Source organism: Flavobacterium johnsoniae UW101, assembly GCF_000016645.1.
Classification (GTDB): Bacteria; Bacteroidota; Bacteroidia; order Flavobacteriales; family Flavobacteriaceae; genus Flavobacterium; species Flavobacterium johnsoniae.
The window spans coordinates 822809-835033 of sequence record NC_009441.1; the positions used below are offsets into that span (position 1 = coordinate 822809).

The 12225-nt window shown below is 33.9% G+C and carries 14 protein-coding genes and 1 pseudogene; 2 read left to right on the top strand and 13 right to left on the bottom strand.

Annotated elements, in window-relative coordinates:
* Window positions 1-8: 8 nt before the first annotated feature.
* The 13 genes from FJOH_RS03905 to FJOH_RS03965 form a co-directional block, all read right to left on the bottom strand.
* The gene (locus FJOH_RS03905; protein ID WP_012022835.1) at window positions 9-947 is read right to left on the bottom strand and encodes an ADP-ribosylglycohydrolase family protein; all 939 of its coding nucleotides are present in this window, start codon (window positions 945-947) and stop codon (window positions 9-11) included.
* A 1-nt stretch (window position 948) separates the two neighbouring features.
* Window positions 949-1680, bottom strand: coding sequence for a metallophosphoesterase family protein (locus tag FJOH_RS03910; RefSeq protein WP_012022836.1), 732 nt, complete (start codon window positions 1678-1680; stop codon window positions 949-951).
* Window positions 1677-2225: an RNA 2'-phosphotransferase gene (locus FJOH_RS03915; protein WP_012022837.1), complete on the bottom strand. Its 549-nt coding sequence runs from the start codon at window positions 2223-2225 to the stop codon at window positions 1677-1679. The genes FJOH_RS03910 and FJOH_RS03915 overlap by 4 nt, the downstream gene beginning before the upstream one ends.
* A 12-nt stretch (window positions 2226-2237) precedes the next feature.
* Window positions 2238-2708: a macro domain-containing protein gene (locus FJOH_RS03920; RefSeq protein WP_012022838.1), complete on the bottom strand. Its 471-nt coding sequence runs from the start codon at window positions 2706-2708 to the stop codon at window positions 2238-2240.
* Window positions 2709-2845: 137 nt separating this feature from the next.
* Window positions 2846-3373, bottom strand: a complete 528-nt coding sequence (locus FJOH_RS03925) for an NADAR family protein (protein WP_012022839.1) — start codon at window positions 3371-3373, stop codon at window positions 2846-2848.
* A gap of 8 nt (window positions 3374-3381) precedes the next feature.
* The gene (locus FJOH_RS03930; protein WP_012022840.1) at window positions 3382-4464 is read right to left on the bottom strand and encodes an adenylosuccinate synthetase; all 1083 of its coding nucleotides are present in this window, start codon (window positions 4462-4464) and stop codon (window positions 3382-3384) included.
* 161 nt (window positions 4465-4625) lie between these two features.
* Window positions 4626-5501 (bottom strand): hypothetical protein, encoded by an 876-nt coding sequence (locus FJOH_RS03935; RefSeq protein WP_012022841.1) that lies wholly within the window; start codon window positions 5499-5501, stop codon window positions 4626-4628.
* A 2-nt stretch (window positions 5502-5503) separates the two neighbouring features.
* Window positions 5504-5839 carry a hypothetical protein gene (locus FJOH_RS03940; RefSeq protein WP_012022842.1) on the bottom strand — a complete coding sequence of 112 codons (336 nt, stop codon included), beginning with the start codon at window positions 5837-5839 and terminating at the stop codon, window positions 5504-5506.
* A gap of 142 nt (window positions 5840-5981) precedes the next feature.
* Window positions 5982-6800: a TIGR02452 family protein gene (locus FJOH_RS03945; RefSeq protein ID WP_012022843.1), complete on the bottom strand. Its 819-nt coding sequence runs from the start codon at window positions 6798-6800 to the stop codon at window positions 5982-5984.
* Window positions 6797-7624 carry a ribose-phosphate diphosphokinase gene (gene prs / locus FJOH_RS03950; protein WP_012022844.1) on the bottom strand — a complete coding sequence of 276 codons (828 nt, stop codon included), beginning with the start codon at window positions 7622-7624 and terminating at the stop codon, window positions 6797-6799. Before prs ends, FJOH_RS03945 begins: the two co-directional genes overlap by 4 nt.
* 74 nt (window positions 7625-7698) lie before the next feature.
* Complete coding sequence (locus tag FJOH_RS03955; protein WP_012022845.1) at window positions 7699-8391, bottom strand: NUDIX hydrolase; 693 nt, start codon at window positions 8389-8391, stop codon at window positions 7699-7701.
* 109 nt (window positions 8392-8500) lie between these two features.
* Complete coding sequence (locus FJOH_RS03960) at window positions 8501-8857, bottom strand: PKD domain-containing protein (RefSeq protein WP_012022846.1); 357 nt, start codon at window positions 8855-8857, stop codon at window positions 8501-8503.
* A gap of 97 nt (window positions 8858-8954) precedes the next feature.
* Entirely contained in the window at window positions 8955-9860 is a 906-nt protein-coding gene (locus FJOH_RS03965; RefSeq protein ID WP_012022847.1) for a LysR family transcriptional regulator, read from the bottom strand.
* Window positions 9861-9945: 85 nt separating this feature from the next.
* On the opposite strand from FJOH_RS03965, the pseudogene FJOH_RS03970 reads away from it, so the two are divergent.
* Both FJOH_RS03970 and FJOH_RS03975 read left to right on the top strand, forming a co-directional pair.
* A pseudogene (locus FJOH_RS03970) lies at window positions 9946-10682 on the top strand (type 1 glutamine amidotransferase domain-containing protein).
* Between the two features lie 180 nt (window positions 10683-10862).
* Complete coding sequence (locus tag FJOH_RS03975; RefSeq protein ID WP_012022848.1) at window positions 10863-12020, top strand: iron-containing alcohol dehydrogenase; 1158 nt, start codon at window positions 10863-10865, stop codon at window positions 12018-12020.
* Window positions 12021-12225 lie beyond the last annotated feature (205 nt).

Consider the following 12225-nt stretch of genomic DNA (forward strand, 5'->3'; position numbering starts at 1 on the left):
ATAATTTTCTATTTATATTTATTTGATAAGCGTTTTGCTAAATCTTTTATATCATTGGATCTGACTAAATTGTCGATCCATTTTTGCGGCATATTTTCAATTCCGTAATAAATTCCTGCCAATCCTCCCGCAATTGCGCCCGTTGTATCTGTATCTTCGCCTAAGTTTACTGCTTTTAAAACCGTTTCTCCATAAGAATCAGAATTTAAAAAACACCAAAAACTGGCTTCTAAACTATGAAGAACATAACCCGATGCACGAATTTCATTTTCTGGATAAGTCCAAATATCATTCTTTAATATCTTTTCAAATAGTTGAATTTCTACAGGATTATATTTTTTATCTTTTAAAAATTCAGAAAGAACATTTTGCATTTCTTTATAAGCTTCGAATTTATCTTTATCTTTTAGAATCTCCAAACAATATACAACATAAATGAAACAAGAAAATACCGAACGGAAATGAGCATGAGTTATTGACGAAACTTCTTTTACTTTTTTATAAATAACTTCAATATCATTCTCTTTTTGAAGATAAAAAACTAATGGCAAAATACGCATTAAGGAACCATTCCCGTTATCCTCTTCAAAAAAATTACCTGAATTTCTAGCCGATTCTCCTTTTACAACTCTTGCTAAAGAATGTTTCGTCGTTCCTCCAATATCAAATACTTTATGATGCGCTCCCCAATATCCTTCCTGCATCCATTTTACAAAAGTCAAAGCCATATCTTCTATATCGTAACCTTTGCACAAACTTTCGGCAGTACAAAAAGCCAATGAACTATCGTCGCTAAATGTTCCAGGCGGCTGATTCCAGGACATAAAACCCATCATATCGACAACCGGATTCTGTTTTAATTTTTCTCTGGATTTAAATTCAACCGGAACACCTAAAGCATCGCCAATGGCAACACCAAATAAACCAGATTCTATTCTATTTTTCATTTTATTTATTTCTTCCTTTCTCGTTAGGATACAAGGTTTGCAAGACATCACTCTGCCAGAATTCTTTTGATTCTATATCAATACAGGAAAGTTTTCCGTAAAAACCTGCTCCGGTATCTATATTCCAAACATTGCATCCCTGCATCGGGATTTCAACATTATAATGCAATGTCGGTGTATGGCCGATATAAATCTCATTAAAAAGCAATAACCGCTTTGGGTACAAAAGTGAATCTTTCTGGATTCGTTCATCCATCGTTAAAGCCATTTCCCAAAGTGTCCTGTCCCAGGAATAATTGGTTTTGTAATGTTCTTTTTCCGGACCGTGCATCGATGAAAAACCAGCGTGAATAAACAAATTATTGTTTTCATCTACAAAGTAATCTTTCATTTCGTTGAAGAATTCGAGATGCTTTTCTTTATGTGAAGAATCAATTCCCTTATAACTTTCTATAGTCGATTTTCCTCCGTGCAAAAACCAAATGTCATTTACAACATCATTCTCTAACCATTCCTGACACCAAGCATCATGATTTCCTTTTATAAAAATACATTCCTGTTTTTGGGATAATTCAATCAGAAAATCAATCAGTTGTTTCGATTCGCTCCAGCCGTCGACATAATCTCCCAGAAAAATAAATCGGTCATTTTTTGAATAATCTATTTTTTCAAGCAACTGAATTAACGCTTTTAATCCGCCGTGAATATCTCCAAAAACTAAGGTTCTTTTCATGATTTAAATTCGATATACTTTGGCGGAACTTCATCTGTCAGCCAAACATTGTTTTCAGACAAATAAAATTTAAATCCGTCTCTGTACATAGCACCGCTTCTAACGGTTAAAATTTGCGGAACTCCTCTCCTGCTTCCCACTTTTACTGCGGTTTCTTTGTCTTTGGAAAGATGTACATGCTGACGGCTCATTTTTTTCAAACCTTCTTTCTGAATGCTTTCCATGAATTTTCCAACGGTTCCGTGATACAGATATTCCAGAGGTTCTGTTTCTGCTAGATTTAATTCAACCGAAATGGAATGTCCCTGACTTGCACGGATTTTGGTTTTATCTTCATTGTAAGCAAAACGCTTTTTATCGTTATTTTCTACTACGTAATCTAAAAGTTCGGCATCGAGACGATTCCCTTTTTTAGTGCATTTTTCTATTAATTCATTGACATCTGCCCAACCGTTTTCGTCTAATTTTAATCCGATTTTTTCTGGTGAATGTCTGAGCACCAGACTCAAAAACTTGCTGATGCTCTTTGCTATATTTTCATTCATTTTAATTTTTTTTTAGAAGTCATACACAATGACCTCAACATTGTTATCCGAAAGCGTTTTAAGAATAATTGGTTCAATCATTTCCCATTTTCCGCCTGCTAATCCGCATCCAATTCTAGGCATATGAATAGATGCATTATTTGTTTTTGCAAAATCAGAAACTGCTTTTAATCCTTCTTCAATCGCATTGTAACGTATTGGAGCTCCGCCGTTTTCATCTTTATTAATTTTATGCTGACCAATTAAATTTGCTACCCACAAATCTTCTTCAACCTGGACAAACTGTACTTGACCTAACTCAAAATTATCTTTTGATTTAAACCATTCTCTATATTGATTTTCCGGTTTTTTCCATCTTTTTGAAATTGCCATTACAAATCCTTTTCCCCATCCGCCAATATCATTACAAACGTGAACAATTATTTTGTTTCCTAATGTTTGAGGCGATGTAGCGTCTCCTTTTGTATATTGAATGTCTTTCATTTTTTTATCTATTTTAATCAAACGTTCCCATGGAACGTAAATACGATCTGATAATATTTTATTCTACCCATGAAATGTTCCTATGGAACATTTTGCAGAATGTTTTTGTAAATCTTGTAATTTTCATGAATAAAATATTATCTCAATTCATCTCTAACCTCCATTAAAGCAAAACCTAAAAGATTCAAACCTTTCCACTTTTCAGGATTTAAAGCATCTTTATGGTCTCCTGCCATTCCAATTCCCCAGATTGGATCTACCGGACTTGCTTCTACAATAACTCGGTCATTTGTGTTTAGAAGGAAGGTTTTCAAATCTGAATTTTGACTGAATTTGTGATAGTTGCCTTCTTTTACAATTTCAAATCGGTTTTCTAACCAGATTTTGTCATCATAATTTTTCACTTTACGACCTAACTTTTTGGCTTCGGCAGGTGAATTGCATTGTATGATTTTTTCTAAAATTTCCTGATCGTTAAACAATTCGGCTTTCTTTGCCATCATCCAGTGTTCAGCCGTTTTATAGGTTACTTCATTTACTTTAAACGAACTTAACCACCACTGGCTGAAGCAGTTTTTAGTAATCGTTCCGTCTTTACTTGGCTGATGTCCCCAGAAAAATAAAAACTTACTTTCCGGAGCTATAGTATCTATATTGTATTTCATTTTTTCTGTTATTGGAACAAAGAAGTAATCTGTTTAAAATCTTTAGAGTCCGGTGAAAATGACCCGTAAATGGTATCAAAATCTGTTGTCAGGTTTTCAAATTCATAATCCTTTTCTAACTGATCCATGCAGGTTACGACCAAATTTCTTTTTGCCATTGGACTGTAAGCAGCATCTAATTTTAAAGCGTAGTTCAACAAATCGTAATCCAGATCCCCAAATCTTAGATGCTTTTGATATTCGTTGAAAACACAGGTTTCTTCTTCGTTATTTTTTAATTTTATTTCTCTTTCATTCGGCATCCAGCCGTGACCATGTCTTGTGGTGTAACTTCTGGTTGCATAATAAACTTCTACATCTTCAATTTTTAATTTATTACAAATTTCAACTGCATTTTTTGAAGTTGTATTCGCATAAGTCACATTCGGGAAAACACCATGATCCATATCAAGCAGGATTCCCTGGCTTCCTTCAAAAATCAGATTATCGTATTTTAAAAGGAAAGTATAATCGACAATATTCCATTTCAATTTATCAACTGCCTCTAGATAAGCCTGAATTTCTTCGTCGATTCCACTTTCATTTAAAAATCCATAATAGTACGCGATTTGGTTTAGTTTTTCTAAAAGCATTTCACGAGGCGCAATTAAATCTATGGCAAACAATTTATACGGACCTTCGTTTCTTTTCATGGTTGAACCAATGCCTTTTCCACAGGTTCCGTGATCTATATTTCTGGTGTTTCCTCTGTTGTGCCAAACATCAAACGGAGTGGTAACTTTTGCTAATGGATGAATATATAAATCCAGATTAGCGTTTTTTTCTTTTAATTCTTCTCTCTCATTGTACAAAAAGAGCGGATGAATCGTGCAATGTTCGCTGTAATAAGACGGAAGACCGCGAAGCGCACCGCTGGCAAAGCTGGAGTGAACGTGTTTTTTATCGCCAATCATAACCGTATGCGCAGCCTGTTGTCCTCCCGAAAACCGAATAACTATAGATTCAGGATTTTGTTTCGCCAGAAAATCTGTTGTTATTCCTTTTCCTTCATCACCAAATCCTAAACCTATAACTATTTGTGCTGTTTTCATTTTGTTCTATTTATTTTAAACACATAGTAACATAGATTTTTGGAAACGTTATAAAGGCGTTTCACTTGTTTCAATTCACATAATTACTATGTGTTAAACTAGTTTCTTTTTGTTTTCTTTTACTCTCAAACAAAAACCTATGTTACTATGTGTTTAAAAATTTAAAGCATTTGTATATTATCTAAACCTTTATCATTGGTATCAGAAACTGGAATTGTTCCTAAACCAGAACCAGAACTTTTATGTTTATCGCAGATTATCTTCTTGATTACATTTGGAATTTCTCTGTGATCTTCAATTGAAAGGCAATTTTGCCCCAGTAATTCTTTCCATTCTACATCGGCGTTAATGGCTTGTCCTGAATGCAATACACTAATATGATAAACATCGTATCTTTTTTGCGCTTCTGCCAATAATTCAAGATGTGTATAAGTCTGTTGTCCCTGACCCATAATTTCTTTTATTGCTGATGCTGGAAGTGTTTTTAAACCTGGTTCATCGCCTACTGTAAACAACAATCCTTTTTGCCCTCTTTTTTCGAATGCATCTGTTTTGGTATGAAATGCTGCGAAATACCAAGCCAAAAGATAACTTTCGCCAGCGTTTCCGCCTCCTCCGCCTTCAATGTAAGTTCTCGTTAACCACATATCCAGTTCTTCGTCACCAGATTCAAACTGACCAACCTGTAAAGGATATCTGTCGCATTCGTGATCACCAATTCCTAAAAATAAAAGTGCCGGATCTGGAACACCTCCCTGAATAATTCCTCCCATTAATTTTGGAAGACCTTCTTTAATCAGTTCGTGTGGTATATGCCCCATACTTCCTGTGACATCCAATCCTAAAATAATTGGAACTGTGTTTGGATGAACTTCTGAATCTCTCGCTTCTCTAAAAATCACTCCATTTGGATTCATCGATTCATGCGCTTTTCTTAACGCATTCTGTGTAAATATTTCACTAGCTGATTTGCTTGCATAACCTACTTTTTTTGCTCTGTCTTCACGAGCTCCGAAATCATATCTTGTACCTCCCATGACTAAAATGTTTTACCAAATAAATACTCAAATCTCTTTTTTGTTACTTCAAACTGGATATTCAAATTTCTGATGGTCAGCGAAAGTTCCATATCTTTTTGTACAAAAGCTTCTGGCTGAAAATCGGCAAAGGTTAAACTGTTTTTATCCAGCGGACTAATATCGATCAATCCTTCTTGTTCTCTTTCGAGTCTTTTTATTTTTAATTCGATGTCTTCAACGCGACGTCTGTATATTAATTCAGAATCTTCGCCAATGGTTTTGGCTCTGTCTTCTCTAATTTGATCATTGTTTCTTCTTAAAGATTCAATAAATCTTGGTTTTAAATCATCACTCATAACTTTTTGGTTGTTTTGGTTTCAGGTTTAAAGTTTCAGGTTAAGCGCTTAACTTGAAATTTGGTTTTAACTTGAAACGGTTAATAGGATTTCTTTTGTTTCAATTTTTCACGTTTCAAAAAGAAACTTGAAACTTTTTAAACTAATTCAGCACCTCTTCAAACTTCTTAAAATTTGTTTTTTTATCAGAATTGTCAAATACTGCAAAAACTATTTTCTTAAAAGCACCTGAATATTTTTCTGCAATAATCTCTTTAAACAAATGTGCTACATCTTTGGGTTCGTTTCTAAAAACACCACATCCCCAAGCTCCTAAAATCAATGTATCACTTTTTTGCTGCAAAGCAATTGCTAATACTTTATCCATTCTTTTTCTAAAAACATCTTCAGTTGCTGTAATTTCTTCTTTTCTATTGTGTTGCAGCATCGCGCCTTTGTTTGGTGCCGGAGCTGTAATCACATCTACAACAAATGGTTTTTCAAAATAATCTCCATTATCATCATTCCAAAACAAAATATTTGGACTATAAATCATGTAATCTGAATATAAAAACGAGGACTGATTTCTATTAAAATCATACATTGTTTTGTCTTTGATCTGCGTTTCATAAAGGCTTGAAGATCTCGCCAGACTTTCTTCCTGAGCAGAAGCTCCTCCTAAAAACCCGCCTCCCGGATTTTTTGCCGAAGCGAAATTTAAAACACAGATTTTACCATTTTCCTCCTCAACAATTGCTTCAATTGTAGAACAATTTTTGGTTACGATTTCTGTTTCAAACTTATTTTCAATTGGCGTTTTTAAGATTGTATCCCAATCATTTGGTGCAATTGTAAACGTATTTTTTATCGACTCTTCGAGTTCATTTTTTATGTCAATCTTTTTTCCTTTGTATTCATAGAAACCATTCTTTATGATTTCTAAAGTTTTATTTGCTATTTCTACTCTATAATTTTTATTCATAATTCAAATTTTACCACCTCAACCCTTTGATCATCAAAATCTTTAAAAGAGTTCGTAGTAAATATTTTGTCAAAACAATCTAAAACTTCAAAACCTTTATTAAAAATTCCGTGGCTAACGGCTAGGTATAATTTTCCGGCATTTTTCTTTTTTAATTCTTCGGCTAAGCCAACAAACGTTCCGCCGCCATCGCAGATATCATCTACAATTAAACAATCCATTCCCTGTAAATCATCTTCATACACTTTAAAACCAGATAATTTTCCTGTTTTTACATCTCGGCTTTTACTGCATTCTACAACCTCAACACCGCCTAAAAATTCAGAAACTTTGTAGATTTTCTTTAAAGCACCTCCGTCTGGAGAAATCAACTTTACGTTTTGGCCAATTTTATTCAAGACTTCTTTGATAAAAGCATAGTTTGGAATTACTGTACTGTTGTTCAACAAAGCTGGAGTCACTTCTGAGTGTGCATCAAAAACAAAAACTTTATTCAATTGCATTGCATTTATAATATCTGCATACACTTTTACAGAAAGCGGTTCGCCTGGAATCATAACTCGATCTTGTCTCGCTGCCGGGAAATACGGAATAAAGAGTTCAATGATTTTAACGTCCATTCTGCGTAACGCATCAACTGTAACACACAGTAAACCTAAATCGTTGAAAGAGTTTAGTCTATGTGTAATTGTAATTTTTCTGTTTGTATCAAAATCAGGTACTATTTTAATATGCGGTTCTCCGCCAGAAAATGTAAAACTTTGAAATTTGATTTCTTCCTGATTTTGGAAAGGAGCGAATTTTGGGTCGAGATTTAGTATCATAGTTTTTTAGTTTGCGTTAATTATACGCAAATGTAGAATTAAATTTTAAATAAACAATTTATTTTGTGTAAAAATTACGCAAACTTTATTTCGAAGTGAAAGCCGTTTTGAGTTAACTCATTATATTTCAATTTATTGAACTTAAAAAGTTTTGCCGGACGACCTGTTTTTATTGGTGAAAATTTTTCGGTTTCTTCTAAAATACCATAACTGAGTATTTTTTTTCTGAAGTTTCTGCGGTCAATTTCTTTTTCTAAAATAGTGCAATACAAGTTTTCAAGATCTGAAAACAAAAATTCTTCGGGAAGTAAATCGAAACCAATAGGTTCATAAGTCAATTTTGATTTTAGCCTGTCAATCGCTTTTTGAAGTATTATATTATGATCGAAAGCCAAAGCAGGAATTTCATCTATTTTACACCACTGCACTCTTTCAGCATCAGTGCTGGCTTTGATGTCTAAATTTGAAGCATCGACTAAAGCATAATATGCCACCGAAATAACACGGTTTCTTGAATCTCTGTAAATATCATCTCCAAAAGTGTACAACTGTTCCATAAAAGTCAGCTGTACGTTTGTTTCTTCATGTAATTCGCGTATTACAGCATCGCTCAGCGATTCATCATTTTTAACTAAACCGCCCGGTAAAGCCCAATATTTTTCTGAAGTGCCAAATTGCTGTTCTATCAATAACACATATAAGTCATTGTTCTTGTATCCAAAAACAATCGCATCAACAGCAATTCTAATATTTTGTAATTTTTCCATAATCAAAAATCATATCAAACAAATATAACGAATGAGAGTCAGTTTTATAATTCATGCAGATACATTAAATTATAAAATTGACTCTCAGTAAATAATTTTTATTCTTTTTCTAGTTTATAGTAACACTTCGTTTAGGACTAGAAGTGCATTCAGATCCATTTTTTTTAACTGTAACATCGGCTTTAGCTTCGTAGGTTCCTGCAGCATTATACGTATGAGTAACTGTTGTTCCATCGCCGGTAGTTCCGTCACCAAATGTCCATTTTACAGAACTTAAAGTTCCCGTTCCTGTATATTCAACTGAATAATTCATTAATTTCGGATTGTTTGCATCTGTCGAATTGTGCAGCTTAATATAAATTGATTCACCAAGACAATCTATTACATCTTCTGCTTCGTTTTTACTGCAGGAATTAATCATAAAAAATAGTATAGTGAGTATTAAAACTGAGGCTGCTTTTTTCATAATCTGTATCTTTTAGAAATTAACATCTCAAAGTTATCTTTTTTCGACATTCTAAAAAAATTAATCAACTGAATTTCAACACTCAACAACTATATTCTTATAATCTATTTCCAAAAAACAGTTTTAATTCTTTTTCAATTATATCAAAAAACGATTTCACATTATTATTTTTAGGAGCCAGTAAATAGACAAATTCTTCGGGAACATGAAAACTGTTCCATACTAATTGCAGTTTATTTTCTTTGATATAATTTCTTGCATTACAATTCCAGGTCACCGCAACACCATCATTTTTTGAAAGCAGTCTCAGCATCTCAGATTCTGAAGGAATAATGTAATTTGGCACCATCGACGGCCTTTTTTTATTGAAAGCATGAAGCCAGAATACTTTTATGTGCGGAATTCTCGCGTCATGACTGTACCATTTTTGTCCGTTAAGCCATTGCTCTATTTCAGTAAAATTATCTGCTTTCAATTTCTGGCGGAAATCGGTTATATCCAAACTTGCCGGAGCAACCATTATGAGTTTAATTTTTCCAACTATTTCATAAGTAGTATCAAAAGTATCGAACCTTTTGGTTGTAATGGCAAAATCGAGTTTTTTTGAATCTACTAATGCAAAAAGCTCGTCGTTTTCTGCAAAAGTAAAATCTATTAAATCAAACTTTGAAATTAAGAGATTTCCAACGCAGTCAAAAAGATGTTTTGAAATCCCGACAGAAATTAATCGGTTAGCATCTTCTGCTTTTGCCCGAAAACCGGTTTCGACACTTTCAAGACGATCGAGCGCATCTATTATCAAATTATTCAGTAACTTAGCGTATTCGGTTGGCTCTACTCCTTTTGATTTCCGATTAAATAATTTATTCCCAACGTGAGCCTCAAGCATAGAAATTTGCTGACTAACCGCAGGCTGGCTCATAAATAACTCTTTTGCGGCTACCGAAAAATTACCATTTTTATATACAGCTTTAAAAGTTCTGTACCATTCTAGATTTACCATGACATAAATTTACTTATAACAAACATAGTTTATTTTATTTTTACTGATATCACTTAAGACGTAAATTTGTTAAAAATTTAAAATTATGAAAAAAATAGCATTACTCGCAATAATTGCATTTACCGCTGTAAGCACATCTGCTTTGGCTCAAAAATCAAATAAAAAAGGTATGAAAAAAGTATTATTTGTTGTAACCAGCAATGATAAGCTGGGCAATACGGGAGAAAAAACAGGATTTTGGTCTGAAGAATTTGCAGCACCTTATTATGAACTGTTAGATCAGGGAGTCGAAATTACAATTGCTTCTCCGCTTGGGGGACAGCCTCCAATTGATCCAAAAAGCGCTGATCCCGCATCGGAAACAGAAGACACTAAGCGTTTTGACTCCGATAAGGTTTTACAGGAAAAATTAAAAAACACTTTAAAACTATCAACTGTTAATCAAAAAGATTACGATGCTGTATTTTATCCGGGAGGTCACGGTCCGCTTTGGGATTTAGTTGAAGATAAAAACTCAATAGCTTTAATCGAAGCTTTTTATACGAACAAAAAACCGGTAGCATTTGTATGTCACGCTCCAGCTGTTTTGAAAAACGTAAAGGTAAAAAAGTAACCGGATTTACCAATGAAGAAGAAGAAGCGGTTGGCTTAACTAAAGTAGTTCCGTTTTTATTAGAAGATGCTTTAGCATCAAACGGAGCAATTTTTTCTAAAGGTCCAAACTGGCAGCCTTACGCAGTAGCAGACGGACTTTTAATTACCGGCCAAAATCCGGCATCATCTAAATTAGTAGCTGGAAAACTATTGCAGGAATTGAAATAAAAGTTACTAAGCTTCTAAGTAACTAAGGTTCTAAGGTTTTTCTTAGTTGCTTAAAAGCTTAATCTCTTATTTCATTACTATTAAAAAATTAAACAAACAACAATGCTAGACTGCAGATAAGTTCAAAGAAAAAAAACTTAGAACCTTAGCAGCTTAGTATCTTAGAAACTCTAAAAAAAAATGCTAAACTTTGAATTATACAATCCGACAAACTTAGTTTTCGGGAAAGGACAAATTGAAAAACTTTCGACTTTGGTTCCAAAAGACGCAAAAATTCTTTTGGCTTACGGCGGTGGAAGTATTTTTAAAAACGGAATTTACGATCAGGTAATTACAGCTTTAAAAGGCTTTAATATTGTGGAATTTGGCGGAATCGAACCAAACCCAAGATTTGAGACTTTAATGAAAGCGGTCGACGTTATTAAAGCTGAAAAAATCGACTTTATTTTGGCTGTTGGCGGCGGATCTGTGATTGATGGTGTGAAATTTATTTCGGGCGCTGTTCATTTTGAAGGCAACCCAATTGATATTTTACAGAAACGTATTTTGATTAAAGAAAATGCGATGCCGTTTGGAACTGTATTAACACTTCCGGCAACGGGAAGTGAAATGAACTCTGGATATGTAGTAACGATTGAAGCAACTCAGGAAAAATTATCTTCTGGCGGAAGTGCTTTGTTTCCTCAATTCTCAATTTGTGACCCAGCAGTTATAGCTTCTTTACCAAAAAGACAAATCGAAAATGGTGTTGTAGATGCTTATACACACGTTATGGAACAATACTTAACGTATCCGCATGATGCTTTTTTACAAGATAGAATTGCCGAAGGAATTTTACAGACTCTAATTGAAGTTGGTCCTGGAATTGTAAAAAATCCAACTGATTATACTTTGGCTTCAAACTTTATGTGGAGTTGTACAATGGCTTTAAATGGGTTAATTCAAAAAGGTGTTCCAAGTGACTGGGCAACTCACATGATTGGCCACGAATTGACAGCACTTTACGAAATTGACCATGCGAGAACTTTAGCTATTATTGGCCCAAGTTTGTACCATGTAATGTTTGAAACTAAAAAAGGCAAACTGGCACAATACGGAAGAAGAATATTCAACTTGACTGGTTCTGACGAAGAAGTAGCAAAAGAAGCCATCAACAAAACGGTTGAGTTTTTCCATACTATGGGAATGGACACAAAACTTTCACAATACACAGAAGATTACAGCAAAACAGCAGATTTTATAGTAAATCGTTTTGACGAAAGAGGCTGGAAAGGTCTTGGTGAAAATCAATTAGTGACTTTAGATAAGGTGAAATCTATTGTGGAACTTTCTTATTAGTCACAATATTCAGTCTCAGTTTGCGGTTTTTGCATATCACTGAAAACTGTTAACGGGTGACTGCAAACAAAAAAAGGCGTTCTTATAAAAAATAGGAACGCCTTTTTAAAATACTAAAACAAAACTAACTAACTCAAATCTTTGTAAATTCATTAAAATTCTAATTTATTAAGACTTACAACGTAAGGTTTTGTATTTTATTGTA

Excerpts from the sequence above, each read along its gene's own strand:
- FJOH_RS03905 (WP_012022835.1), bottom strand. The coding sequence starts at position 947 with ATGAAAAATAGAATAGAATCTGGTTTATTTGGTGTTGCCATTGGCGAT.
- FJOH_RS03910 (WP_012022836.1), bottom strand. The coding sequence starts at position 1,680 with ATGAAAAGAACCTTAGTTTTTGGAGATATTCACGGCGGATTAAAAGCG.
- FJOH_RS03915 (WP_012022837.1), bottom strand. The coding sequence starts at position 2,225 with ATGAATGAAAATATAGCAAAGAGCATCAGCAAGTTTTTGAGTCTGGTG.
- FJOH_RS03920 (WP_012022838.1), bottom strand. The coding sequence starts at position 2,708 with ATGAAAGACATTCAATATACAAAAGGAGACGCTACATCGCCTCAAACA.
- FJOH_RS03925 (WP_012022839.1), bottom strand. The coding sequence starts at position 3,373 with ATGAAATACAATATAGATACTATAGCTCCGGAAAGTAAGTTTTTATTT.
- FJOH_RS03930 (WP_012022840.1), bottom strand. The coding sequence starts at position 4,464 with ATGAAAACAGCACAAATAGTTATAGGTTTAGGATTTGGTGATGAAGGA.
- FJOH_RS03935 (WP_012022841.1), bottom strand. The coding sequence starts at position 5,501 with ATGGGAGGTACAAGATATGATTTCGGAGCTCGTGAAGACAGAGCAAAA.
- FJOH_RS03940 (WP_012022842.1), bottom strand. The coding sequence starts at position 5,839 with ATGAGTGATGATTTAAAACCAAGATTTATTGAATCTTTAAGAAGAAAC.
- FJOH_RS03945 (WP_012022843.1), bottom strand. The coding sequence starts at position 6,800 with ATGAATAAAAATTATAGAGTAGAAATAGCAAATAAAACTTTAGAAATC.
- prs (WP_012022844.1), bottom strand. The coding sequence starts at position 7,624 with ATGATACTAAATCTCGACCCAAAATTCGCTCCTTTCCAAAATCAGGAA.
- FJOH_RS03955 (WP_012022845.1), bottom strand. The coding sequence starts at position 8,391 with ATGGAAAAATTACAAAATATTAGAATTGCTGTTGATGCGATTGTTTTT.
- FJOH_RS03960 (WP_012022846.1), bottom strand. The coding sequence starts at position 8,857 with ATGAAAAAAGCAGCCTCAGTTTTAATACTCACTATACTATTTTTTATG.
- FJOH_RS03965 (WP_012022847.1), bottom strand. The coding sequence starts at position 9,860 with ATGGTAAATCTAGAATGGTACAGAACTTTTAAAGCTGTATATAAAAAT.
- FJOH_RS03975 (WP_012022848.1), top strand. The coding sequence starts at position 10,863 with ATGCTAAACTTTGAATTATACAATCCGACAAACTTAGTTTTCGGGAAA.